This window comes from Psychroserpens mesophilus (assembly GCF_050617655.1).
GTDB lineage: Bacteria > Bacteroidota > Bacteroidia > Flavobacteriales > Flavobacteriaceae > Psychroserpens > Psychroserpens mesophilus_A.
Genome location: NZ_JBODQC010000001.1, coordinates 895,949 through 922,072, shown reverse-complemented (window position 1 = coordinate 922,072; position 26,124 = coordinate 895,949). Strand labels below are relative to the sequence as shown.

The 26,124-nt window shown below is 33.6% G+C and carries 17 protein-coding genes and 1 tRNA gene; 3 read left to right on the top strand and 15 right to left on the bottom strand.

Annotated features, from left to right (window positions below; all coding sequences use genetic code 11):
* Entirely contained in the window at window positions 1–726 is a 726-nt protein-coding gene (locus ACRHNM_RS04005) for a type III pantothenate kinase (RefSeq protein WP_431133899.1), read from the bottom strand.
* Window positions 727–917: 191 nt separating this feature from the next.
* On the opposite strand from ACRHNM_RS04005, the gene ACRHNM_RS04000 reads away from it, so the two are divergent.
* A tRNA-Phe gene (locus tag ACRHNM_RS04000) sits at window positions 918–993 on the top strand.
* 171 nt (window positions 994–1,164) lie between these two features.
* Here ACRHNM_RS04000 and ACRHNM_RS03995 read toward each other — a convergent pair.
* From ACRHNM_RS03995 to ACRHNM_RS03930, 14 genes are all read right to left on the bottom strand, one after another.
* Entirely contained in the window at window positions 1,165–1,605 is a 441-nt protein-coding gene (locus tag ACRHNM_RS03995) for a heavy-metal-associated domain-containing protein (protein WP_431133897.1), read from the bottom strand.
* 32 nt (window positions 1,606–1,637) lie between these two features.
* Window positions 1,638–3,416, bottom strand: coding sequence for an efflux RND transporter periplasmic adaptor subunit (locus tag ACRHNM_RS03990; RefSeq protein ID WP_431133895.1), 1,779 nt, complete (start codon window positions 3,414–3,416; stop codon window positions 1,638–1,640).
* Window positions 3,406–3,888 carry a DUF305 domain-containing protein gene (locus tag ACRHNM_RS03985; protein ID WP_431133893.1) on the bottom strand — a complete coding sequence of 161 codons (483 nt, stop codon included), beginning with the start codon at window positions 3,886–3,888 and terminating at the stop codon, window positions 3,406–3,408. Before ACRHNM_RS03985 ends, ACRHNM_RS03990 begins: the two co-directional genes overlap by 11 nt.
* An 18-nt stretch (window positions 3,889–3,906) precedes the next feature.
* The gene (locus tag ACRHNM_RS03980) at window positions 3,907–6,402 is read right to left on the bottom strand and encodes a heavy metal translocating P-type ATPase (RefSeq protein WP_431133891.1); all 2,496 of its coding nucleotides are present in this window, start codon (window positions 6,400–6,402) and stop codon (window positions 3,907–3,909) included.
* Between the two features lie 75 nt (window positions 6,403–6,477).
* The gene (locus ACRHNM_RS03975; protein ID WP_431133889.1) at window positions 6,478–6,987 is read right to left on the bottom strand and encodes a helix-turn-helix domain-containing protein; all 510 of its coding nucleotides are present in this window, start codon (window positions 6,985–6,987) and stop codon (window positions 6,478–6,480) included.
* Window positions 6,988–7,038: 51 nt separating this feature from the next.
* The gene (locus ACRHNM_RS03970; RefSeq protein WP_431133887.1) at window positions 7,039–7,422 is read right to left on the bottom strand and encodes a nuclear transport factor 2 family protein; all 384 of its coding nucleotides are present in this window, start codon (window positions 7,420–7,422) and stop codon (window positions 7,039–7,041) included.
* A 25-nt stretch (window positions 7,423–7,447) separates the two neighbouring features.
* On the bottom strand, window positions 7,448–7,906 hold the full coding sequence (locus ACRHNM_RS03965) for a heme-binding domain-containing protein (protein WP_013868941.1): 459 nt from the start codon (window positions 7,904–7,906) through the stop codon (window positions 7,448–7,450).
* Complete coding sequence (locus ACRHNM_RS03960) at window positions 7,907–8,515, bottom strand: DUF3347 domain-containing protein (protein WP_431133885.1); 609 nt, start codon at window positions 8,513–8,515, stop codon at window positions 7,907–7,909.
* Window positions 8,516–8,567: 52 nt separating this feature from the next.
* Window positions 8,568–10,841 (bottom strand): multicopper oxidase domain-containing protein, encoded by a 2,274-nt coding sequence (locus tag ACRHNM_RS03955; RefSeq protein ID WP_431133883.1) that lies wholly within the window; start codon window positions 10,839–10,841, stop codon window positions 8,568–8,570.
* Between the two features lie 3 nt (window positions 10,842–10,844).
* Window positions 10,845–12,080, bottom strand: coding sequence for a TolC family protein (locus tag ACRHNM_RS03950; protein WP_431133881.1), 1,236 nt, complete (start codon window positions 12,078–12,080; stop codon window positions 10,845–10,847).
* Window positions 12,077–15,778: an efflux RND transporter permease subunit gene (locus tag ACRHNM_RS03945; RefSeq protein WP_431133879.1), complete on the bottom strand. Its 3,702-nt coding sequence runs from the start codon at window positions 15,776–15,778 to the stop codon at window positions 12,077–12,079. The genes ACRHNM_RS03950 and ACRHNM_RS03945 overlap by 4 nt, the downstream gene beginning before the upstream one ends.
* A 109-nt stretch (window positions 15,779–15,887) precedes the next feature.
* The gene (locus ACRHNM_RS03940) at window positions 15,888–16,301 is read right to left on the bottom strand and encodes an HYC_CC_PP family protein (RefSeq protein ID WP_431133877.1); all 414 of its coding nucleotides are present in this window, start codon (window positions 16,299–16,301) and stop codon (window positions 15,888–15,890) included.
* Window positions 16,302–16,594: 293 nt separating this feature from the next.
* Window positions 16,595–17,452, bottom strand: a complete 858-nt coding sequence (locus ACRHNM_RS03935) for a phospholipase A (RefSeq protein WP_431133875.1) — start codon at window positions 17,450–17,452, stop codon at window positions 16,595–16,597.
* A 315-nt stretch (window positions 17,453–17,767) separates the two neighbouring features.
* Window positions 17,768–18,538, bottom strand: a complete 771-nt coding sequence (locus tag ACRHNM_RS03930) for a zinc-dependent peptidase (protein WP_431133873.1) — start codon at window positions 18,536–18,538, stop codon at window positions 17,768–17,770.
* Between the two features lie 311 nt (window positions 18,539–18,849).
* Here ACRHNM_RS03930 and ACRHNM_RS03925 point away from each other — a divergent pair, with 311 nt between their 5' ends.
* Window positions 18,850–23,763 carry a translocation/assembly module TamB domain-containing protein gene (locus ACRHNM_RS03925; RefSeq protein WP_431133871.1) on the top strand — a complete coding sequence of 1,638 codons (4,914 nt, stop codon included), beginning with the start codon at window positions 18,850–18,852 and terminating at the stop codon, window positions 23,761–23,763.
* A gap of 3 nt (window positions 23,764–23,766) precedes the next feature.
* Window positions 23,767–26,052: a BamA/TamA family outer membrane protein gene (locus ACRHNM_RS03920; protein ID WP_431133869.1), complete on the top strand. Its 2,286-nt coding sequence runs from the start codon at window positions 23,767–23,769 to the stop codon at window positions 26,050–26,052.
* Window positions 26,053–26,124: the final 72 nt, after the last annotated feature.

Sequence of the window (26,124 nt, the reverse complement as noted above, 5' to 3'; positions counted from 1 at the left end):
TTATGTATTATATTCTAAAATAAAATTCAAACCCTCTAAAAGAAAATTTGAATTCGCAAATATGCCATTTTTTAATTGTTTAGACAAGAAATTGGTATCACCTCCTGTTAAAATAACTGTTAAATCCGAATATTTCTCTTTATACTCATTAATAACACCATCTATTTCTTTCAAAACACCAAATACAACTCCTGAATGGATTGCACTATCGGTTCTGTTTCCTATTAATGATTCCGGTTGTTTAGTCTCTAATAACGGAAGATTTGAAGTTAAATTATTTAAACTTCGATATCGCAATCTGATACCTGGAGAAATCGCACCTCCTAAATATTCATTTTTAGCATTTATGAAGTCATAAGTAATACAAGTCCCTGCATCAATAATGAGAACGTTAGTCTCAGAAAACTGCTTTACAGATGCACTAACCAAAGCTATTCGGTCTACACCAAGAGTCTCAGGCGTTTTATATAAATTTTTATAAGGTTGTTTCGTTTCAGGGTTTAACACTAATAAATCAATCTCTGATTTTACAACTTTAATGTCTTTACTATTTAACTTACTAACAGAAGAAATGATCCCTTTAGAGATGATAGGATATTTATTGAGTACTTGCTCAACCGAATTCAGAAACTCATCGTGTTGAATTATAACTTTTTCAAACAAAACACCATCCTGAAAAACAGCTAGTTTCACTAAGGTATTACCTACATCTATTATTAAATTCATAGTAAACTAATATGCGGTAAACATACAAAATGCGAAAAAAATTCAAAGTCGGTTTAACCAAAAAATAACATATTAATTCGCTGAGTGTATTGACACTATACTTTTTAATGAACAAAGAGGGTAAATTTTTAAAGTTTCTTTTTGGTAATACTAAAAATGCATATATATTTGCAATCTCGTTTAAAACGACTGGTGCCTTAGCTCAGTTGGTAGAGCAAAGGACTGAAAATCCTTGTGTCCCTGGTTCGATTCCTGGAGGCACCACCACAAAAAAGCCTTAAACATTTGATTTCAAATGATTTAAGGTTTTTTTGGTTTTTATAAGGGACAACAATAGGAACGAATAAATTTTCTAAACAGAACTTACACTTTAGTCAAAGAACTTCATTAAATATAGAATAGAGTTCATAAACAGAACTCTACTCTTATTTTTGTTTATTAATGTTTGTGGTTTGAATGGTCATCACTTTTTGTGTCACCTGATTGATTCATCATCATGTCGTGGTCGTATTTACAACAATCTGGTAAACCATCATATGCTTCTTCATCACCTGCTACTTTTTCAGTATCATAACCTGAAGCTGCGATTGCTTTATGGATTGCCATTGCATCGGTTTTTGTATCATCAAAGGACACATCAATCTTCTTTTTATCGACATCCCAATTAGCACTTGCAACACCTTCAACACCGTTAGCTGCTTTTTCGATAGTATTTTTACACATTCCGCAATTTCCTCTTACACCAAAAGACAGGTCTGTCATTGCCATATCTTTTGACATTTCAGTAGTTGTGGTTTCTGTTTCTTTTTTGGTTTCGTTTTTACAACTTGTGAAACCTAATGCTGCTATTACAGCTACACTTAAAATTACTTTCTTCATTGTTTAAAATTTAATTGTTATTACTTGATTTATTATTCTATTACTTGTTTTATTTCACCACAGGTTAGCATTGCTTCGCCAAAGTATGGATTGATTACTTTTTCTTCTTTACTCAACCAATATGCACCATTGTTGTTATCTGCCATTGGACAAAATTCCACATAGACCTTTTCATTGACACCAAACAATTGAACAGCATTGATTAGATGTGATGATAAATGTTTAAAATGGTCTCTTTGAGATTTTATATCGGACGTTTCAGAAATTGAAGTTGCAGAAGATTTTATTTCGCCTTCTAATGACATCCAATGGTTATGCGCCTTATTATCTGACAACAATTTCATATCTACTTTGTTCAATTTATTTAATAATGTTGTTGCGCTTGTTGAAGTACTTTTTGAATCTTCTTTTACCAAAGCATCTTTTAAATTGATATACGCATTGAAAACAGCTTTTAACTGCTCTTGAAATTTCGCTGATACTTCCAAACGCTCATTCATATTAGTGTGGTCATTTTCTTTGTTAGATGCATTGTTATCCATACCTAAATGACCTTCGTGTCCAGTCATTACTTTACCACCATCTTTATTCATCATAGACTTTTTGCCTTGTAATTGTGCTGCTGCATCAACCGTAAATGTTCCGTTAGTCACTATTTCATTTCCAACAAATAAACCTTCTACAACTTCATATTCATTACCAATTTGATTGCCTAATTTAATTTCACGAATTTCAAAAATAGGTTGGTCTGGATTTGTTTTAAGGTACACCACAGAACGTTCACCTGTCCATAATACAGAAGATGCAGGAATTGATAATACTTCATCATTTTTAGCTGTACTGCCTTCAATATTTGCGGTTACAAACATTCCTGGTTTAAATACATCGTCCTTATTGCTTAAAACAACACGTAAGGTTACAGTTCTTGTTTTCGTGTTTAAAACTGGGTCAATGAAATCAACTTTACCTTTAAACTCTTTATTAGGATAAGCATTGGTTGTTATCATCACTTCCTGTCCTTTTTTAAAGCGGTCAATCTGATTTTCATACACATCAAAGTTTCCCCAAACTGTGTTGAGATTGGCAATTTTTAATAAGGGTTGTCCTTGTTTGATGTAATCGCCTTGCTCTACCAATTTTTCTGTAACAGTACCCGAAACGGTTGCATACACAGGAAAGTTTTCTTTTACTTTTCCTGTTTCTTCAATCTGGTTGATTTGATTTTCAGAGAGTTTCCATAATTTCAATTTATTACGGACTGCTTTGTATAAAGCAGGTTGAGATTCTTTTAAAGAAGCTGCTGTGATTAATTCTTGTTGTGCTGCATAGAGTTCTGGCGAATAAATGGTTGCCAATAATTGACCTTTACGAACTTCTTCGCCTGTAAAACTCACATTCAAACGTTCAATTCTTCCAGCGAAATAACTTACCTGTACTGCATTGGCTTCTTCGTTTTCAGCAATTTTACCAGATAACTTTATGGTGTTGCCTTCAACATTTCCCTTGCCTACAACAGTTGTTTGAATATTGGCTAATGCCATCGCATTTTCTGTTAGTTTAAATTGGTCTGCCATTAAGCCATCACTTCCGCTTTCCGCAGGAATTAAATCCATACCACAAATGGGGCAGTCGCCTGGCTCTGGTTGCATAATCTGTGGATGCATAGAACACGTCCACATTTGATTGGTTGCTGCAACCGCATCGTGATTATGGTCTATTTCTTCATTTGATGAGCCACCAAAAAGCAACCAACCCAACAATACGCCTACTATGAGCAATCCAATATATATAACTATTTTATTATTTTTCATTCTCTAATCGTTTTATCATTGCTTTCATTTCTCCTATTTCTTTACGTTGAGCTTTAATAATATCTTCTGCTAATTTCTTAACTTCTGGGTCTTGAATATCTGCTCTTTCACTTGTTAAAATAGCGATAGAATGATGTGGTATCATTGCTTTCATCCAAAGGACATCACCAATAATGGGTGCTTGTGTTCTTACCAACCCTAATGCACCAACAAACAGAATGAAACTACTTGCGAGTATTGCGATATTCTTCTTTTTATCATTATACATTTTTCGCATAAAAAACCACATTATTACTGCCATTGTTGAAATCCCTAAACACGTCATATAGAATCGTGTTAAACTAAACCATACGTGGTCTATGGAATAGGTGTTTAAATACATTGTGATGTACATTGCTACAAATGAGCAAGCCAACATTATAAAGAAGGTTTTGTAATTTCCTTTGTTTGAGTGTTTTTTTGAATTTTCCATAATTATTTGATTTTATAGTTATACTTTAATTGTTCTTAATCGTAGTGCGTTACCTATTACCGAAACCGAACTAAAACTCATTGCTAAAGCTGCTATCATTGGCGAGAGTAGTATTCCGAAGAATGGAAACAACACACCTGCTGCAATAGGCACACCTAAAGTGTTGTAGATAAGTGCAAAAAATAGGTTTTGCTTAATGTTCTTCATTACAGCATTACTTAAATTTTTTGCTTTTACAATACCGTGTAAATCGCCTTTTACTAAAGTTATCATAGCACTTTCTATCGCTACATGTGTTCCCGTACCCATTGCAATACCTACATCACTTTTTGCCAATGCTGGTGCATCATTAATTCCATCACCTGCCATAGCAACTACTTTTCCATTTTTTTGTAGTTTCTCTACTTCTTTGAGTTTGTCTTCTGGTAGCATACTGGCTTTAAAATCTGCAAGATTTAGTTCTGATGCTACTGCTTGTGCTGTATCGTGATTATCACCTGTTAGCATTATTACATCTATCCCTTTATCTTGAAGTGCTTTAATCGCTTTAGCACTTGTTTCTTTTATCTTATCGCCTATAACTACATACCCAACAACGGTTTTATCTATTGACAAATAAGAAACTGTTTTACCCTGTTTTTGGTAAGATTTAGCTTCGTCTTTCATTTTAGAGATAATATCTGCTTTGGCATATTCCATCATTTTAGGATTACCTAATGCTACTTTTTTATCTTTTATGGTCGCTTCAACACCTTTTCCTGTGACTGCACTAAAATCTTCGGACTTTAAAATTTCTGTGTTGTGTTCTTTGCCATATTTAACTGTCGCTTCTGCCAAAGGATGTTCGCTATTGGTATTTAATGAAACGATGTATTGTAACACTTCTTTTTCGCTTAAAGCATCGTTAAAAGCACCAACGGTTTCAACTGTTGGTTTTCCTTCGGTAATTGTTCCTGTCTTGTCAACAATAAGCGTATTTACCTTATCCATTTTTTCAAGAGCTTCAGCATTTTTAATCAATACACCATTTTGAGCACCTTTACCCACACCAACCATTACAGACATTGGTGTTGCTAAACCTAAAGCACAAGGACAAGCAATGATTAGTACTGCAATTGCATTGACAAACGCATACACATAAACTGGTTCTGGTCCCCAAATAGACCATACAATAAATGTGATAATAGAAATAAGAACTACAACTGGCACAAAATAGCCTGAAACTTTATCTGCTAAATTTTGAATAGGTGCACGACTTCTACTGGCATCATTAACCATATGAATGATTTGTGATAATAAAGTGTCACTTCCTACCTTTTCTGCTTTCATTAAAAAGGATTGATTCCCATTAATTGTACCGCTACTTACTTTATCATTTTCAGCCTTGTTTACTGGAATAGGTTCTCCTGTAATCATTGATTCGTCAATACTTGTATTGCCTTCCGTAATGACACCATCTACAGGAATTTTATCTCCTGGTTTCACTTTTAGAATATCATTAAGTTCTATCTCGTCAATACTGACTTCAACTTCTTCACCATCTACTATTTTTATGGCTTTATTAGGTGCTAATTTCAACAGTTCTTTTACTGCCGAATTGGTTTTACTATGTGCACGAGCTTCTAACAATTGACCTAAAAGCACTAACGTTAAAATCACAGTTGCTGCTTCAAAATAGACGTGAACTGCACCTGATTCTGTTTTAAATTGACTTGGAAATACTTCTGGAAAGAACATACCAAAAACACTAAACGACCACGCCACACCTGCACCAATCCCAATAAGTGTAAACATATTGAGATTCCAAGTCTTAATGCTTTTATAGGCACGTTCAAAGAACATCCAAGTGGCATAAAACACTACTGGAATTGATAATGCAAACTGAATCCAGTTCCAATATTTCTGTTCCATTATATCGTACAACGGATTGTTATTGAGCATTTCGCTCATAGCCATTAAGAAAATGGGCAAGGTAAATGCTGTGGCAATCCAAAATTTCTTTAATAGCTTTTTATACGTTTTTTCTTCTGCTGAACTATCTGCTTTCATTGGCACTAAATCCATCCCACAAATAGGACACGAACCTGCTTCTTCTTTTACAATTTCTGGATGCATCGGACACGTCCATTGTTCCTTTGAAGTTGCTGATAGATTTTGTTCTTCCACCAAATCCATTCCGCAAACAGGACAATCACCTGGTTTGTTATAGATTTTATCGCCTTCGCAATGCATAGGACAATAAAATGTGCCTGTACCTTTAGGTTGCTTTTCCTTTTTAGCTTCTGAATGCTGATGGTGTTCACCTTGTTTATGAATGCTATATGTACCACCATCCTTTTTTAAGGCTTCTTGAAATGTTTCTATGGGAATATGTGATTCCATTTCTATGTTAGCTTCTGCCTTATCTAAATCGACTGTTGCTTTTGAAACACCTCCTACTTTAGAGAGCGTTTCTTCTACGTGTGTTCTACAACCATTACAGGTCATTCCGTGTATATGATATGTATGTTTCATTTTTAAATATTTTAGAATTATTAGTCTAAATTACAATGACTTACCTTATAATATTATTCTAATTCTGGCTAATTTTTATACAATTTCATCCAAGGATTTTCTGTCTCCATATTGTAAGTTTTTATAATCTGTCATTGACATTCCAGTAACTTGTTTAAACTGTTTCGATAGATGACTACTGTTTTTATAGTTAAGGTTATAGGCTATTTCTGAAAAATTAAGCTGATTCAATTGAATATACTCTTTAGCTTTTTCTATTTTCAGGTTGATAAAATACTTTTCAAGTGTTATCCCTTCTGATTTACTAAACGTTTTACTCAATGTAGAATAACTTTTGCCTATTTCACTCTCAAGTTTACCAAGAATTTCATCTGTTTCATTTTTTTCAATATGCTGAATAAGATTAATTTTAATTTTTTCAACCAATGCCTTTGTAGGATCTTTAATCACTTCAAATCCTAAAGCATTCAACTGTGTTTCTAGCCGAACATAATCATCACTAGACTGTTCTTTAACAACAATTTTACCCAATTGTATAGATTCCACTTCAAAACCTTCATCATCCAACAAATTTATAATCGTCATTTTACAGCGATTACAGACCATATTTTTTATATGAAGAATATGATTCATTGTTTATTGATTCAATTTTTTAAATGAAGTATGTGAATGAATAATCTTCCAATCTCCATCAGTTTTTTTTAAAATTGAAGTTGCTACGCCTTTACTTTCAATGGTTCGTTCTTTTGTTCCTTTAGCTTCATCTGCCTTTAAAACTATCGTATACAAATAATTTTCAGTTGTATATGCATCTTGCGTAAAGAGTTGAAAAGTGCCTTCGGTTGTTAAGTTTTGAATGGCATTTTTATAAGATTTCATAATTTTCAACACTTCCTCTTTTTCATTTGTGGTGTCAACAACGACCTCTTTTTGAGTTTCGATAGTTGTATCTTGTTGTTTACTTTCTTTACAACTCACAATTAAAATCGTGAATAATAAGACAAATATGGGTGGTTTCATAATCGAATATTTTGATGTTTGACTTTTAATTATTTAAATTTTCTTTTAAATCTGACATATACTCTATGAGTAATTTCTTTTCGCTTTCAGACAATTTTGCATCTCTGTGTATTAACGTGTAAGAATCTAAAGGCATTTTATTGCCTTCTATTTGTTTTATAATTGAACGCAACTTGCTTGTTTTTCTTCGAATTGTTAATGAACCCCATTCACTAAAATTTAATTCTTTTTTGCCATCTTTAATATGTTCTTCTAAAAACCAAGCAACTGGTTGTATTTTATTATACCAAGGATATTTAGTGTTGTTACTATGGCAATCATAACAAGATACTTGCAACTTATTTTTTATATTATTTGGCACATTATTTACCAACATAAAATCGGTTACTGGTACAATATCAGTTTGGTTACTTTCTGTGGGAATAAATTGTATTCCCACAAAAGCGACCAATAAAATCAGCAATATGATTTTAACAGTTTTCATTTAGTTAATTTCTCTTTGTACTTTTCCGCACTTCAGCATTTTACTACCATAATAAGGGTTACGTACTTCTTTATTCATACTTAACCAAGCACTTCCTTTTTCATACATTGGGCAATATTGCTCATATAATTTATTAGAAGCACCTGTTATCGCAACCATATCTATAATATCTTTACTTAAAACCTTAAAGTGTTCTCTTTGGTGTGCTATTGGGCTTTTGGATATATGCTCTGCGTGTTCTTTGGCATCCAAAATAATATCCTTTAATTCTAATTTTTGAGCATCCGTATATTTAGAAACATCTAAATTTTCTAAACTTTTTTCTAATGAAGCACCTATTTTTTTTGCCTTTGCTTCATCATCTACAACTAAAGCATCTTTTAGATTAAAATAATCTTTAAGTATAATTTCGGCATTCCCGTCTTGATTGCTATTCATTGCCATTTCTTTTTTATCACTATCGTGATGACCATCGCTATTGTCGTGATTCATTTCTGTATTATGACCTTCATCGTTGTTATGTTCTTTTTTTGCGTCTTTACAAGACATTGCTGTTAGGCTTATAAAAGTCATTACCATAATTGTTGTTACTAATTTTACTTTTTTCATTTTGACTTACTTTTAAGATTAATATTTGTTTATATAAAATTGTTATGTATTATTAGAATCGAACTAATAGTCCGCCTCCCCAGCCATATTTATTATTGTAATTCCCTTGAATTGAAAAATTTCGAGATAAGATGTACGATGCTCCAATTAACCATTGAGTTTCACCTTCATAAGAATTGTTGTTTTCTAAATCATTGACCCATCCAAAATCCGCTCTATACTCGTATTCTCCTTCGAGAAAAATTCTAGGAAAAATCAATAGTTCTCTGTCCAAACGTATTCTTGGGCGCAGTTGATGGTCCATACTCACATCCACATTAAATCTGTAAGGCGTGAAATATTTAACTCCAACTAATCCTACAGTATTAAATGTATCATAAGAATTTGGTGTAGAAGTTTCAGTATTTACACCTGCATACACACGTACCCAATCATTGAGATATCTGTTATAATTTACTTCTATCTCGGCATTTTGGTTATAATCAAACTCGGCACGTAGTCCAAATTCGTTACGAATGTTGCTTGACATCAATAAAAGTTCATTAAAGTTTGAACCTACACGTGCAGCTCCCCAAGAGTAATAATGGTCAGTTTCATCAATTAGTTTTTGAACTGGATAAGGTTTCATCCTTTCATCGCGTGGTGTATCATAGCTAAATACTCTTGCCATACCACCCATCATATGATATAACACGTGACAATGAAAGAACCAATCACCATATTCTTCGTTATAAAATTCGATGACCACTTTTTGCATAGGTGGTACATTGACGGTATGTTTTAATGGGGAACGTTCGTCATTTTCATTGATGACCCTAAAGTAATGTCCGTGTAAGTGCATTGGATGATGCATCATTGTTAGGTTATTCAAAGTAATTCTAGTAACCTCTCCACCTTTAATTTTAATTTTGTCTGTTTCCGAAAGTGGTATGCCATTCAAACTCCAAACATAACGTTGCATATTACCTGTTAGATTAAGTAAAAGGTCGGTTACAGGTATGTCTGCCTTATAAGTCGTGTTTTCTTTTGCCTTTAAAAAATCATAATTGAAATAGGTTTTACGTGTGTCATAATTAAATGAAGTGGTGTCCTTTTGCATCATCTTATGATTCATTGGCATCACATCCTTTTTCATTTCCATATTCATTTCATTCTCCATCTGTCCATCTTTCATATCCATATTCATCTTCATCCCATATTTCTGCATTAGGACTTCTGGTGTGTTACTGTTTTTATTTCCTACTAAAGCAGGTGCACCCATCTTCATATCCATTTTTGCCATTTGCTTCATCATAGCTACTTTATCTGGTCTATCTATTACAGTTGCAGGAAAAAGTTTTCCAGTACCCAAACGAATTGATGTGTAGCCCGACCCATCTTGTGCGGTTGCAGTTACTTCTAATGTACCGTTTGGTATCGTAACTATGACATCATAGGTTTCTGCTATACCAAAGAGAAACCTACTTTTATTGACTGGTGTGACATCGACACCATCACTTGAAACAATTGTAGCATTACCTGCTCCAAAATCCATCCAATAATAAGTTGAGGCAGAGGCATTGATAAACCGAAGTCTTACTTTTTCTCCAGGTTTAAACTTTGGATATTCTGCAAGTTTTTTACCATTAGAAAGAAATGCAGGGTAATAAATATCTGCAATATCTGCACCTTCCATTCTATCGCGCCAAAATTTGAATTGTGCGCCTAATGCATCTTCTTTTATAACTCTGCTTAATGGTACCGCTGTTCCTTTTTTAACCTGATACCACTCATTTCCTCGTTTAAGGTTTCGCAGTACATTTATTGGTTTTTCATTTGTCCAATCGGAAAGGACTACGACTAAATCCTTATCATAGTCCAAGGTCTTTTCTTTAGGATGAATGACTATTGAGCCATAAACTCCTTTTTGCTCTTGCAACATCGTGTGGGAATGATACCAATATGTGCCAGATTGGTTTATAGGTATTCTATATTGAAATGTAGTGTTTGGTTTTATAGGTGGCGTAGTTAAATAAGGTACACCATCATAAAAATTAGGAAGTATTAAACCGTGCCAATGTACAGAGGTTTCTTCATCCATTTTATTAGTTACGTTAATAATAGCGAGGTCACCTTCATTAAATTCTAATGTAGGACCTGGAATTCCACCATTAATTGTCATTCCTTTGGCGGTTACACCTGAAAGAGTTATTTCATTTTCTTCTATAGTAAGGTTATACTCTTGTATGTTTCGGCCTTCTTCTTTTCTATCTTCACCATTTGTACCAACTTGGGCAAATGCCATTGAAGTTAGAAACAAGAGAAATATTGTGTTAAATGTTTTCATTGTTTACTGAATTAAATAATTAATGATTGTACTTTGCACATAGTAGGTCTTCACAGATTCTATTTGGTTCATTTGAAACTTTAGCTGCAACTCTTGAATATCCAAAACATCATTAAAATCAATCGTTCCTGTTTCATAGCTTTTGATTAAAATATCTTCTGCATCTTTGGCTTGCTGTAGGTTTTTGGTTTGGGTAGCATAACTAATTCTTGCAGAAATGCGTTCGTTAATCGCTTTGTCTAAAAGCGTTTCCAATGCATTTAAACGTTCCTGTTTTTGAGCAGTAATTTCCTGCTGTTGCAAATCATTTTGTTTGGTTTGGGATTTATATTTCTTATTGAAAATTGGGATAGATACCGAAACCATTGGCATTACAATATCCTTTCCGTTATCGCTGAAATCCATATTTGGTCTTTCAGCAACATTGATATAATCTAATCCAAAACCAATCATTGGACTGCTTTCTTTTTGATTCAATAATTCTGATTGCTCTATGGATTGATAGAGTTTATCAAATTTTAGTAATTCAGGATGTAATACTAATTTTTCAAAAGTAATATCAAAGTCTTCTGAAGGTATCATTAAACTATCTACCACATTCACGGTAACATCATTATCTCTATTCAATAGATTATTGAAGTTAGTTTGTTCTGCTAAAAATTGTTGTTGCAATACATCTTTTAATTGTTGCATTTCGTTTTGACGCATTTGCAATCGCAATACATCTACTGCGGATGCTTTACCAACCTCAACAGAAGTTAATGCCAACGTCTCATAAGTTTCTAATAGTTTGATGTTTTCAGTTAAAACCTCTTGCTTTGCTTTGTTAGCGTATAAATTATAATAGGATTGTGATACCGAAGCCATTAGTTTTCGCTTTGCGATGACAATGTCTTCGTATTTAGCATCTGCCAATGAACTCACGTAATTTTCTCTCGAGGTAATGGTTCCGAACCACGGTAACATTTGTTTAGCAGATACTTTAAAGCGTTGTGCACCTGTTCGTGTTTCTGCCTCACTCACAAAATAACCAACACCAAATTCGGTATTAGGAATGGTGTTGACCTCGTTTACCTTTTCGGAAGCTCTTTTGTATTGTAACTCAAACTTTTGAATTTCTGGATTGTTTGTTAAGGCTTCATCGATAAGTATTTCTAATTGTTGAGCGTTCGCAAAAAGACTCAAGAAACAAGAGCCAAGAGCCAAGACGATTTTTATTTGTATTGATTTATATTTCATTTTGATGTTCTTTTAAGTTGAACTTCTGCTTTCCAGCTATATAATACTGGAACAACAAATAAGGTGATTAAAGCGATTAACATTCCGCCGAAACTCGGTATTGCCATAGGAATCATAATATCACTACCTCGTCCTGTTGAAGTCAATATGGGCAACAATGCCAAAATGGTGGTTGCTGTTGTCATTAAACAGGGTCTGATACGTTTTTCTCCTGCTTCAACTACTGAAGCTCTAATCTGTTTTTTGTTTTCCGGTGTATTTCTATCGAATGTTTGAGTTAAATAGGTTGCCATAACTACACCATCGTCTGTTGCGATACCAAATAGTGCAATAAACCCAACCCAAACCGCTACACTTAAATTAATCGGGTGCATTTGAAATAAATCGCGCAGATTTTCACCAAAGACATTGAAGTTTAAGAACCAATCTTGACCATATAGCCATATCATTACAAAACCACCAGCAAAAGCAACTGCAATACCTGTAAATACCATTAGTGATGTCCCTACCGAACGAAATTGGAAATACAGAATTAAGAAAATGATTGCCAACGCTAAAGGCACAACAACCGACAAGGTTTTTTCTGCTCTTAATTGGTTTTCATACGTTCCTGTAAATTGGTAGTTAATACCTTTTGGAACTACTAATTCGCCACTATCTATCTTTTGCTGAATTAGAGCTTGTGCGCTTTCAACTACATTGACTTCGGCAAAACCATCTAGTTTATCGAACAATACATAGCCAACTAAAAAGGTATCTTCACTTTTAATGACCTGTGGACCTTGTTCGTAACTTATAGTTGCCAATTCGCTTAAAGGCACAGGACTTCCTTTTTCAACTGGCACATAAATCTGTTGTAATTCTGTTGGGTTTGCTCGTAATTCTCTTGGGTATCGTACTCGTACACCATATCGCTCTCGACCTTCAACCGTTTGGGTTAAGACCATACCACCAACTGCTACTTTTAATACATCTTGAACATCTTGTATCGAAATGCCATAACGTGCAATTTTCTCTCTGTCAATATCAATGAGCAGATAAGGCTTACCAACAATTCGGTCTGCAAAAACAGCTTCTTTTTTAACACCTTCAGCTTCCTTGATAATGTTTTCTAATTGCACACCAAACGCTTCAATCTGCTTTAAGTCTTGACCTTTTACTTTAATTCCCATTGGTGCTCGCATTCCTGTTTGAAGCATTACCAATCGGGTTTCAATAGGTTGTAGCTTTGGTGCAGAGGTTACGCCTGGCAATTTGGTAACTTTTACAATTTCATTCCAAATATCGTCCGGTGACTGTATTTCTGGTCGCCAATTACGGTAGAACTCTCCATTATTGTCTGGAATGAGTTGTTCTTTTGCTTTAAGAGATTGCCACGCTTCACGCTGTTCCGCTCGCAATGACATTCCGTTTTTTAACACATATTCACCATCATCATTGACTTTATAGCGTTGGCGTACTCCGTTTTCATTCAGCATATATTCTGGTTTATACTGAATGATATTTTCATACATCGACAAAGGTGCTGGGTCTAACGCTGATTCTGTTCTACCTGCTTTACCAACTACCGTTTCAATCTCTGGAATACTGGCTACTGCCATATCTAATTGCTGTAAGACACGTTTGTTTTCTTCTACGCCAGAATGAGGCATCGAGGTTGGCATTAGTAGAAATGAGCCTTCATTTAAAGATGGCATAAACTCTTTGCCTGTATTTTTCATAATGAAAAAACCTGCAATGACAATTGCTGTTGGGACAGACAAAAAGAGTAGCTTATTATCTAAACACCACCTTAAAATGCGTGTGTAGTATTTTATAAATAATGAGAAAACACCTAATAAACCAAAGCAAATAACACTCACGAAAATAAGATTCCAGAAAATGCTTTTATCAACGCCTAATGGTCTCCAATATTCGGCTAACAAGAATACTATAGCTGATGCTGAAATAATGATATTGATAAGATTCGCTTGTTTGTCTGTTATCTTATTTTGAAGATTGAGAAGCGCTGTAATTCCAAAAGCTATCAAAATCAATCCTAACCAATAACCATAGACTATTGCAACTATTCCTAATACTATTAAAACACCATTTAAAATAGTTTTAAAATTGGTTTTAATGTTTTTCTTTCTGAATAAAAATGCAGCAAACGGTGGAATTAAAAATAACGCTACGATTATAGAAGCTGCTAAGGCAAAGGTTTTTGTAAACGCTAAAGGCCTAAACAGTTTTCCTTCGGCACCAATCATTGTAAACACAGGAATAAAACTGATGATGGTGGTGGCTACAGCAGTTACAATAGCACCTGAGACTTCAGCCGTGGCATTATATACGACAGTGTTGATAGGAAGTTTCCCTTTGTCTTCATCCAAATGCCTTATAATGTTTTCTGATAGGATAACTCCAACGTCAACCATGGTTCCAATCGCAATCGCAATCCCAGATAAAGCAACAATATTGGCATCAACACCAAAGAGTTTCATAGCTATAAATACCATCAAAACAGCGACTGGCAATAATCCAGAAATTAGTACTGAAGCTCGAAGATTAAACACCATCACAATGATGACCAAAATGGTAATCAATATTTCAAGAGTTAAGGCTTCATTAAGTGTACCTAAGGTTTCTTGAATTAATTCTGTTCTATCATAAAATGGTACTATGGTGACTTGTGAGGTTCTTCCATCTGCCAATACTTTTGACGGTAATCCTGCGCTTAATTCATTAATCTTTTCTTTAACATTGTTAATCACTTCCATTGGGTTCGCACCATAACGAGCAACAACAACAGCACCAACAACTTCAGCACCTTCCTTATCCAAAATTCCTCTTCGAGTGGCTGGTCCTAAGGAGACGTTCCCAATATCTTTAATTCGTATGGATGTATATTCTTCGGAAGTGACTACTGCATTTTCGATGTCTGAAATGGATTTCACGTAACCCAAACCACGCACTAAATATTCGGCTTGGTTAATTTCCAAAGTCTGTGCTCCAATATCTTTGTTACTTTCTTTAACAGCTTTTACAACGTGATGTAATCCAATATTATATTGACGCATCAATTCTGGATTTACATCCACTTGGTATTCCTGAACATAACCACCAATGGATGCGACTTCCGAAACACCACTTGCTGAGGATAGCGCATACTTTACATAGTAATCTTGAATACTGCGTAACTCTTGTAAATCCCAACCACCAGTGACGTTTCCGTTTTCATCACGACCTTCAAGCGTGTACCAAAATATTTGTCCTAATCCTGTGGCATCAGGACCCAAAGCAGGATTAACACCTTCAGGTAATAAACCACTTGGTAAGGAATTAAGTTTTTCGAGAATACGACTTCTACTCCAGTAAAATTCTATGTCTTCTTCAAAAATGATATAGATACTTGAAAAGCCGAACATAGAAGAACTACGAATGGTTTTTACACCTGGAATACCGAGTAAAGATGTTGTGAGTGGATAGGTGATTTGGTCTTCTATATCTTGTGGTGAGCGACCATCCCATTTTGTAAAAACGATTTGTTGGTTTTCACCTATATCTGGTATGGCATCTACAGCAACTGGATTACTTGGTAAGAAACCAGTATCCCAATTAAAAGGTGCGTTGACTGTTCCCCAACCCACAAAAAGAACGAGTAGCAGAACTGCTACGAGTTTGTTTTCTATTAAAAATTTGATGCTTTTATTGAGCATTGGCTTTGATTATTAAACAGTTAGACATTGGTGTAAGGAAAACACCGAATACAGCGAGTTATCCTTACAACATTGCAGTCATAGGATAAAAAAGTCTATTGTTTAAAAATCAAATTAAGTATGTTTCGTCAATCTTGTAGATACGCCTAATGACGAGTGGCGGTTTATATTCTTCGTAAGTAGAAACGTTATTTTCTAAACCTTCAAAAAGGTTAATGTAAGTGTAAACAAATGAAGCTATAAATAGGTGTTGCTCAAACGTAATTTTATCAACTTGCAATTGTAATTCGTCCTGACCTTCAATTGATAATTGTTCATCATCACAACAATTTTTCTTGGTAATAGAACAGCCTTCGGTTGAAGGTTTTTCCATGTCCATGCCGCAACCTTTGGTTTTTTGAAAGATAGTCGTTTCCACTAAAGTATCTCCACAGTAATGCATATTTACAGTAAATGACATTGTAGAGAACAACACTACAAAAGCCATTACTAAAGACATTATTTTATGGAAAAATTGCTTCATATTGATTACGAAGTTACGAAATTTTAACAACTATTAATTGTGTTTAACAGAAGTTTAATTGATTAAATAACTGAATACCAATTCATTTTCTGTATTCGAACTGCATTTTAACTTAGTAATAAAGCCATGTCTACATTTACAAATACTGCTTCACAAATTTTAGCAAAACCAACTGCTCCTAAAACAATATAGTGACTACGCTCCAAATGACGCCAGATTGTATTAAAATCTTATTCTTTTAATGTTTTGTTTTAACAATGATACAGAACTCCCAAAACAATTGTGCTTATAGCCTATCGCCTTCTTAACCATCCAAATTCATTTGTTCGTATAACGTAACCTATTCTTATTATACTCTGACTTTGTTGGTAATTTAATAATCCTTCTGCTTGACCTAAAAACCACTCAAACATAATGTATTGATTCGAAACATTGTTACTAAATGGATTGAAATACAATCGTGACCTTACTGAACCTTTTGCATCAAAATTTAAGCCTTTTCTAACCCTAAGATCAAAAACCCATTTATTTGGCTTAAACCTATGTGAAACATTAATTTCACCTAAACCAACATATTCTAATAGATCAGAATTATTTTCTTTATAAGCAAAAGGTAACCATACTTTAAAACTAGCAATAGTATTCTTCTTAATATTAGTGGTGTATTCTAAACTTATGCGATTCCAACTTCTAGAAGCAATACTATCTCTACCATTGGACTCATGCTCAAAAGAAAATGTGGCAATTCCTTTTAGTTTTTCTTCTTTATCATAAATAATTTTCCCTAAAGCAATGGATGGATTAAAGTTAATATCGCTGAAAGGAAAAGATTCTTTGTAAATATTCCAAAAGGATTTTTGAGTATAGGTCAAATAGAGAAAGGTTTCCAATGGCAATTTACTACGAGTTAAAATTTGTTTAAAACTAATTTGATATTTTGCATTAGCAGTGTTTCTATTAATAGATTTATTGATTGGTACTCCAGTAATAAAATAATTATTCTTGTGAATTGAAAAGTAAGGCTGTTTTTTAATTGAGTCGTTTATCTCTTGTTTTGTATAAACCTGAGAGTTACATACAATCGTAGCAAACATTATCATTATAAAAACAAGAAAATCAAAAGCTCTAAAGTTGTAAGTAGTTTTTTTCATGCTAAAAAGTGATCTTAAATACTTTATGCAACTTAAAGATTTAACATCTTACAATTTACCTTAATTACTATTGATGCTATCTCATATACTAACATGAAAAAAATATAAACCTTATTAATTACAACCTTCTACCTTGCATCAATCACAGTCTTTAGCCTAGATTGGCATACTGCGTCACAGTTATTAGTGAGTTTTTAGGGTTTCTCCATTCAAATAGAAGAACCGACGACTTCATTGATATAACCTTTAAAGTTAGGGTAAAAATCGACCGTAACTCAAAATGCAAAATAGGTCATTAAACTACGTTTTTTCGTTTCAAAACTTAACTTTAAAACTTTTAGACAACGCAGAATACAATTCAGGATGATCTTTCTTCAATCGTTCTGGACTTTCAAAAAAGTATTCTGAAGCTACAGCAAAAAATTCTGCCTGGTTAGTGGCTCCATAGGGTCTTAGTTTTGACTTATTATTGCTAATGCTTTCCATTTCCTTATAAACTAATTCTAACCAAGGAATGACATTAGGATGTTGTAATAAAATTTCAGGAATTCCATCTACACTTTCATCCATTTTATCAATGAGGTGTACAAACTCATGTATGGCAGTATTTCTTCCATCATTATCATTCTTAAAACCATGATGCAATGCCTTTTTAGAAATTATCATTTTACCTTGTAAACGACCTGTACCTACAACACCTGCTATTCGTTTAGATTTACTAGTCTTTGAAAATTCAAAATCTTCATTAAAATTATCTGGATACAAAATCACACCACTCAATGTATTGTAATGCCAATCGTTAAATGCAAATACAGGTATAACACCACTGGCAGCAATTAAAATAGTATCTAACTCTGTTATTTCTAAATTAACGCTATCAATATACACTTCACTTAAAAACTGCATCATTCGTTTCTGAAACCTTAGCTGTTCGTCTGCACTTAAACCTCTGTAAAATTCAACTTCCTTTACCAAAAGAACATGCCAGTGTGCAGGAAATGGCTTGATTGTCCTTTTACCTGTTCTGAAAAAGGCATATCCTACAAATCCGATTAGGATTATAAAAATGACAAAGTAAACATCCATGATTATCTGGTTATTTAGCGTTCTGAAGCTAACAAAATTCTTCAAGAATTTACCTTATGCAGACAGTAACTTCTACACATAGGCTAAATTGATTATTAACAGCGTTAATATTAATAGCAATAGTAACAATTATAATATCTTTGGTTAATTATATTTGAAACTTGGAAAATAACGAAACAACAGAACATAAATCGCCTAAACAATCAAAATTTCGATGGTTCCGCAGAACCATAAGAGTCTTTTTGAGCATTTTACTTTTTTTGTTTTTGATCTTACTTTTTCTAAGAAGTCCTTGGGGACAAAATTTAATAGTGAGCAAAGTTGTTAGCTACATATCTGATAAAACCAATACAAAAGTTGAAATTAAAAACCTTTTTATAAATTTTGATGGCGATTTACAAGTTGACGGACTCTATTTGGAAGATAAAAAAGGAGACACTTTAGTCTATTCAAAATCATTAGAAGCCAACATTCCTTTACTTCAAATGATTAAAGGTGAAGCAATTGGTGTAGATGCCTTGAACTTGACTGGTTTAAGAGCTAATATTATTAGAAAGGATACTGTTTCAGGATACAACTTTCAGTTTTTAATTGATGCGTTTGAAACATCTGATACCACAAAGACTACTACAAAGGCTCCAGCAACACCCTTAAATATAATTTTAGGCAATTTAAAATTTAACACTATCGACATTGTTTATGATGATGCTGTGGCAGGTATCGACAGCAGGTTTCAGATAGGTACACTTAATGCCAACATGAAAACTACAGATTTTGAAAACATGACGTTTGATGCTTCGGAAATTGAATTGAGTAACTCAAAAATAAAATTCATTCAAAAATCAGTTGGTGTAGACACCGCATCTTCCAACACTATACCGCCAAAATTCTCTTCGGAAAGTATTTCATTAAATAATGTTATTGCTTATTACGAATCACAACCTGAACAGATTATAACCGATTTGGATATTGAAGAATTCTACACTGAAATTCCACAAATCAACCTGGCAGATAATGATTTACACTTGGATATTATTCGTTTAAAAAACTCTGAAATCTTTGTCAAAACGGAATCCGAAACCAATAGCACACTAAAAGAAACTAAAGCTGATACAACAGTCGGTTTTCAAACTTTTGAATGGCCTCAATTAAAAATTGACATAGCAGAGATTGATTTTGAAAACAATCAAATTGACTATCGTGCTGGTAATGCAAAACCAAATGACTCATTATTTGATCCAAATGCTATTGCGTTGCAAAATTTCAATTTAAAAGCACAACATCTACTTTTAAAAGACCAGGAGGCAAGTTTACAACTCCATCAGTTAAGCTTTAATGAATCCTCAAACCTCAACCTTAAACAATTAGCAGTTAATTTAAAAGTTACACATCAAAAGTTACGATTGGATGACTTAAAATTCAAATTAAACGATAATGCTGTTTCGGGTTATGCTCATTTAGATTACAATTCGATTTCAAAATTAATAAACCATCCTGAAAGCACTGAGGTTGATTTTAATTTCCCATCCTTTAATCTATCTTTAAAAGAGCTATTTAAGTTTCAGCCCAAACTCAAAAAAAATCCATATTTAAACACATTAAGTAACAAACAACTCTTTGGAAACATTAACGCTTCAGGAAGCCTAGCCTCTATTAACTTATCGCAAGCCACTATGTTTTGGGGAAATACAACAAAGTTGAATGTAAGTGGTAAACTTCAAAATGTTACCAATCCTGAAACACTTACATTTGAGATTCCTCAGTTTTTAGTAGAAACAACACTTTCAGATATTAATCAATTTATAAATGAAACAGATTTGGGTGTAAATCTACCCAATTCAATAGTTCTTAACGGAACTATAAGTGGTAATCTTAAAGATTTTTCAACTCAGACAACTTTAACAACTACGCAAGGTACTGCTATATTGAATGGTAATTTACAAAACACAAACACCATGACTTATGATGCCTCTCTTACCATTGAAGATTATAAAATAAACGAATTACTTAATGATCCGCAGTTTGGTGCTTTGAGTTTAAATTTAAAATCACAGGGAAGTGGTAAAACTATAAACACATTAGATGCTTCATTAGACGCTACGGTTTCAAAATTTCAGCTTAATGAGTATGCAATCAAAGACCTTAATCTTAACGGAAACATTAAAAATGGAACAGGAACAGTCATCTCAAAATACAAAGACGACAACCTTAATATAAACCTTGATGCTTTTGTGGTATTAGATTCAATAGCTCCAGAAGCTAGTGTAGAATTAAACATCGTTGGTGCAAATTTACAAGCACTTGGTATAACCAATCGTAATGTTAAAACGGCTATGGATATTTATGCAGACTTTAAAGGAAATAGTGAACGCTATGATGCCACAGCTATAGTAGATAAAGGTGTTTTTGTTTATGATAACAAAGCTTATTTGTTAGGAGATTTAAATGCATTGGCATATGTTGATAAAGATACGACTTCTGTTTCTGTCAAAAACAAAATGCTAGATCTTAATCTAAAGTCAAATGCTAATCCGCAAACTTTTAGCAAAGCCATAAAAAGACACGTGTCAAGTTATTTCTATAGAGATACAGAAGTGCCTGATTCGATTTCTAATTTTGTCAATTTAAAACTAAATGGCAAAGTTTCAGAATCGCCATTACTAAGTGATGTTTTTTTGGTAAATGTTAAAGATTTAGACACTATAAATATCGCTTTCGATTTTAACGAAAAAGCTCGTCAGCTTAAAGCAAACATTACTGCTCCGCATATTAATTACAGTGGTAATGAATTAGACAGTTTAGCGTTTTCAATGGATACTGATCAAGACAACTTCAGCTTTAATTTAGGTTTTAAGAACATAACTGCTGGCCCATTAAATGTACCAAAAACAGTCATCACAGGAAATCAAACTAATAATGAGTTGTCTTTAAATTTCTTAGGGTATCATGAAGGTGAAAGGCTAATGAATGTAAATACAAAAATAACAGGAAATCGGAATCGCTTAAAATTTTCGGTTAGTCCAGATAGTTTAATTCTGAACAAGAAAAAATGGATCATTCCAGCACAGAATGAAATAATTTTAACCGACAAGAACTTAGAATTTAATGACTTTAAAATATCAAAGAATAACCAATCAATTGCTATTACAGATAAGCTTCAAAATATCACCAAACCGCACATTGCTTTAGAATTTATAAATTTTAAAATAAGTGAATTTTTTAATTATTTAAGTCCTGATGCACAATTGGCAACTGGTCAACTCAATGGTGATTTTGTTCTCGAAGCACCTTTCGCAGAAACTGGATTATTAGCCGATTTGAGTATAGAAAATTTCAATGTCTTAAAAACCGACTTAGGCACCTTAAGTCTGAATGGCAATTCGCTTTCAGATAATGAATATGCCTTTAACGCAGGACTTAAAGGAGGAGACATAGATATAGATCTTGTTGGTGATTATACTGCTACAGCTGCTGATGCCGACCTTAATCTCAACCTTAATATCAACGATTTTAAAATGAGAGCACTTAACACCTTGGCTCTAGGGGAAGTTAAAAATGGTGAAGGAAGTTTCAACGGTAAATTTAAAGTCACAGGAACTATTTCAGACCCTTTGTATAATGGTTCATTACATTTTAATAATGCTGGTTTTAATGTGGCAAAACTCAATACAAAGTTTACCATGAAAAATGAAACACTCAATGTTAATAACGACAGATTGTCAATGTCTAACTTTACGGTTTTTGATGAAAATAATAATGCACTTATCCTTTCTGGAGAAGTTGGAACTGAAAGCTTTTTAAACCCAACATTTAATCTCGATTTAAAAGCTGATAATTTTCAAGTTCTTAATGCTACTCAAGAGGATAACAAAAGTTTCTATGGAAAAGCCAGCTTTAATGCAAAAGCAACACTTACTGGAGATTTACAAATTCCAAAGTTGAGCGCTGAGTTGACTTTAGGATCTAATACTGATGTAACTTATGTCATGCCAGCATCATATGCTAATATTGAAGAACGTGATGGTGTCGTCGTTTTTGTAAATCGTGAAAATCCTGATGCCATCCTTACTCAAACTGAAGAGCAAACAGCTACCATCAAAGGATTTGATATTTCTACTCTTATCAAAATAGGAAAAGACGCAGCAGTGACTGTTATACTTGACGAAGAAACTGGAGATAATTTCAGAGCGTCTGGTCAAGGAGAACTTATTTTTACCATGGTTCCTAATGGACGCGTAACCTTAACAGGAACTTATGAAATATCAAATGGGCATTACGAACTAAATTTATACAATCTGGTAAATAGAAAATTTGTAATTGCTCCAGGAAGTCGTGTTACCTGGTCTGGTGATCCATTTGATGCCAAACTGGATGTTCGTGCTATTTATAATTTAGAAACGTCTGCATCTGGATTAATGGCTCCTCAAATTTCTGGTGCTGATCCTTCAGTAAAAAATAAATACCGACAAGTATTGCCTTTTAATGTTTATCTTAATATTGATGGTGAATTATTGTCTCCAAAAATATCTTTCGGCTTAGATATGCCTGAAGAAGAACAAGGTGCTATTGGCGGACAAGTTTACGGTCGTGTGCAACAAGTTAATGCACAAGAAGGTGAATTAAACAGACAAGTGTTTTCGCTATTGGTGCTCAATCGCTTTTATCCAGATTCTGGTAGTGATGGAAGTTCTGGAGGTTTTGCAACCATAGCTAGAGACAACCTTAACGACGCTGTCTCTGAACAACTTAACACATTCTCAGATAAATTATTAGGCAATTCAGGTTTTGAGCTTGATTTCGGAATCAACAGCTACACAGATTATCAAGGTGAAAGTGCTGAAGACAGAACACAATTAGACATTGCAGCGCAAAAAAAATTATTTGATGATCGATTAATCGTTCGAGTTGGTAGTGAAGTCGACATTCAAGGCAGTGGCTCTTCAGAAGAATCCACACCATTAATAGGCAATGTTAGTTTAGAGTATATCATCTCAGAAGATGGCAGATACAGATTAAAAGGGTTTAGAAAAAGTGAGTTTGAAAATGTTATTGATGGCCAAACTATCGTTAGTGGTATTGCTTTAATTTTTACACAAGAATTTAATCAGTTTGATGAGCTTTGGGATGCTATTTTTAAATCACAAAGTCAAAAGAAATCCAAATTGGAAAATGAAAAAAAAGCTGAAGAAGAAACAGATGAAACCTCAGAAAAGAAAAAAAATTAAATCTTGAAAAAAAACATAATACATATCGCTTATCTTTTTTTCTTTGGTATTGTACTACATTCCTGTAGCATTAAAAAATTCATCCCAGAAGGTGAACGCCTTTACACAGGAGCTAAAATAGAAATTGAAGCAGATTCTTCTATTCAAAATGTTGACCAATTAAAAGATGAATTGGAAACTATTTTACGACCTGAACCTAATTCAAAGTTTTTAGGCATGTATCCTGGTCTCTATTATTACTATAAAATCCAAAAAGAAAAACCAGGTTTTTTAAACCGTTGGCTCTTCAAACAAATTGGTGAGAAACCAGTGTATCAATCTGATGTTGAAACTTTTGAGGTTGAAGACATTTTACTTAATAGATTAGAAAATAATGGTTTTTTCTATAGCACAGCAGGATCGTCTTTTGAAGAAAAAGAGCTGGAGGCATTTGCTACTTACTCACTAAAAGTTCCTCCTCCTTATAAAATGGAAAGCTTTCAAGTAGATTCTATGGCATCACCACTTTATGAATATGTAAAACAAGCCGCAACACATTCTCCTTTAACAAAAGATATGCGATTTGATTTATCTAATCTCAAATTAGAACGCCAACGTATCGATTCTGAATTAAAAAAGAAAGGCTACTACAATCTTAATCCAGATTTTTTCATTTTTGAAGCAGACACTAATCAGTATCGTAACAGACGTTTTGACTTATATTTAAAATTAAAAGCTCAGGTTCCACAAAAAGCAACAGTCCCTTATCAGGTAAAGCATGTTAACGTATATCCAGATTATGATTTGCAAGATTCAATACCCCTTAATGCCGAACGTTACAACTCTAAAAATTATTTTCAAGATTCGCTTTTTTTTAAACCTAAGCATTTAGATAAATTTATCACAATCAAAGAAGGTGAATATTACAATCCGCAAACCTCAAAAAACACATCCAGACGCTTATCAAGTATTGGAGCTTACAAATATGTAAACATTCAATATAATGAAATCGATTCTTTATTAACCGATAGCTTAGGAATTCTCGAAGCCAATATATTTCTTTCACCTTTAACAAAGCGAGCTCTCAGAGCAGAATTACAGGCAGTTACAAAATCGAATAATTTCGCAGGTCCAAATTTAGCATTTACTTACAGTAACAGAAACCTTTTTAGAGGTGGAGAAACGCTCAACATCAGTACAAACATTGGTTACGAAACGCAATTTGCAAGTGGTGAAAATGCAGGATTGAGCAGTTTGGAACATGGATTAAAAGGAGAGCTTATTTTTCCTAGAATGATTTCGCCATTTAATATCAGAGATGATTTTTTTAGATATTCTGTTCCGAAGACCAAAACCAGTTTAGGCATTAGTTATTTAAAAAGAAGTAAACTCTACACTCTAATAACCGGAAGTGCTCTTTTTGGATATACTTGGAATGCTAATCGCTTCATAACCTATGAGGTTAATCCCATTACTGTCAATTACACAAGCCTCTCTAATACAACAGATGAATTTCAAGATATTCTGGATAATAACCCATTCTTAAAACTTAGCTTCGACCAGCAATTTATTTCTGGGCTTACCTTTTCATTTACATATAACGAAATGGTAGATACTAAGGACCCTAATCAATTCTTTTTGAATACAACTTTAGATGTTGCCGGAAACTCTATAAGCCTTTTGGGCAAAGAACAAAATAAAGGAGAACCTAAAACTTTTTTAGGCTTGGAATATGCACAATATGCGAAAGCAGATATCGATGCCAGATTTCATTTAAACTTTGGAAAAAACAGACAACAAACATTGGCAACACGATTGTTTGCTGGCTACGGTTTAGCCTATGGAAACTCTGATGTTATTCCATTTGTAAAACAATATTTTTCTGGAGGTCCTTATAGTGTAAGAGCTTTTAGAATTCGATCTTTAGGACCAGGAACCTACAATGAAGATAATGATGCTAATAGTGATGGCACATTTTTTGACCAAACTGGAAACATTAGACTCGAAGCAAATGTAGAATATCGCTTTCCAATTTTTTCTTTTTTTAAAGGTGCCTTTTTCGTAGATGCAGGAAATGTGTGGAACTCAGAAGCTAACCCTGTTTTTAATGGTGATGATAAATTTACTTCAAACTTCATCAATGAATTGGGTATGGGAACAGGCTTTGGTTTGCGAATAGATGTACAAGGCTTTGTGATTCGATTTGATTTAGCTGCGCCATTCCATGATCCATCTTTACCAGAAGGAAAGCGTTTTGATTTTAAACTCGATGAGCCTGTTTTAAATTTTGCTATTGGCTATTCGTTTTAATTTTTATCAACACTTTTACATTTTATTATATCTTTATAGGTACACAAATTTTAAAGCTTTTATATAAATATC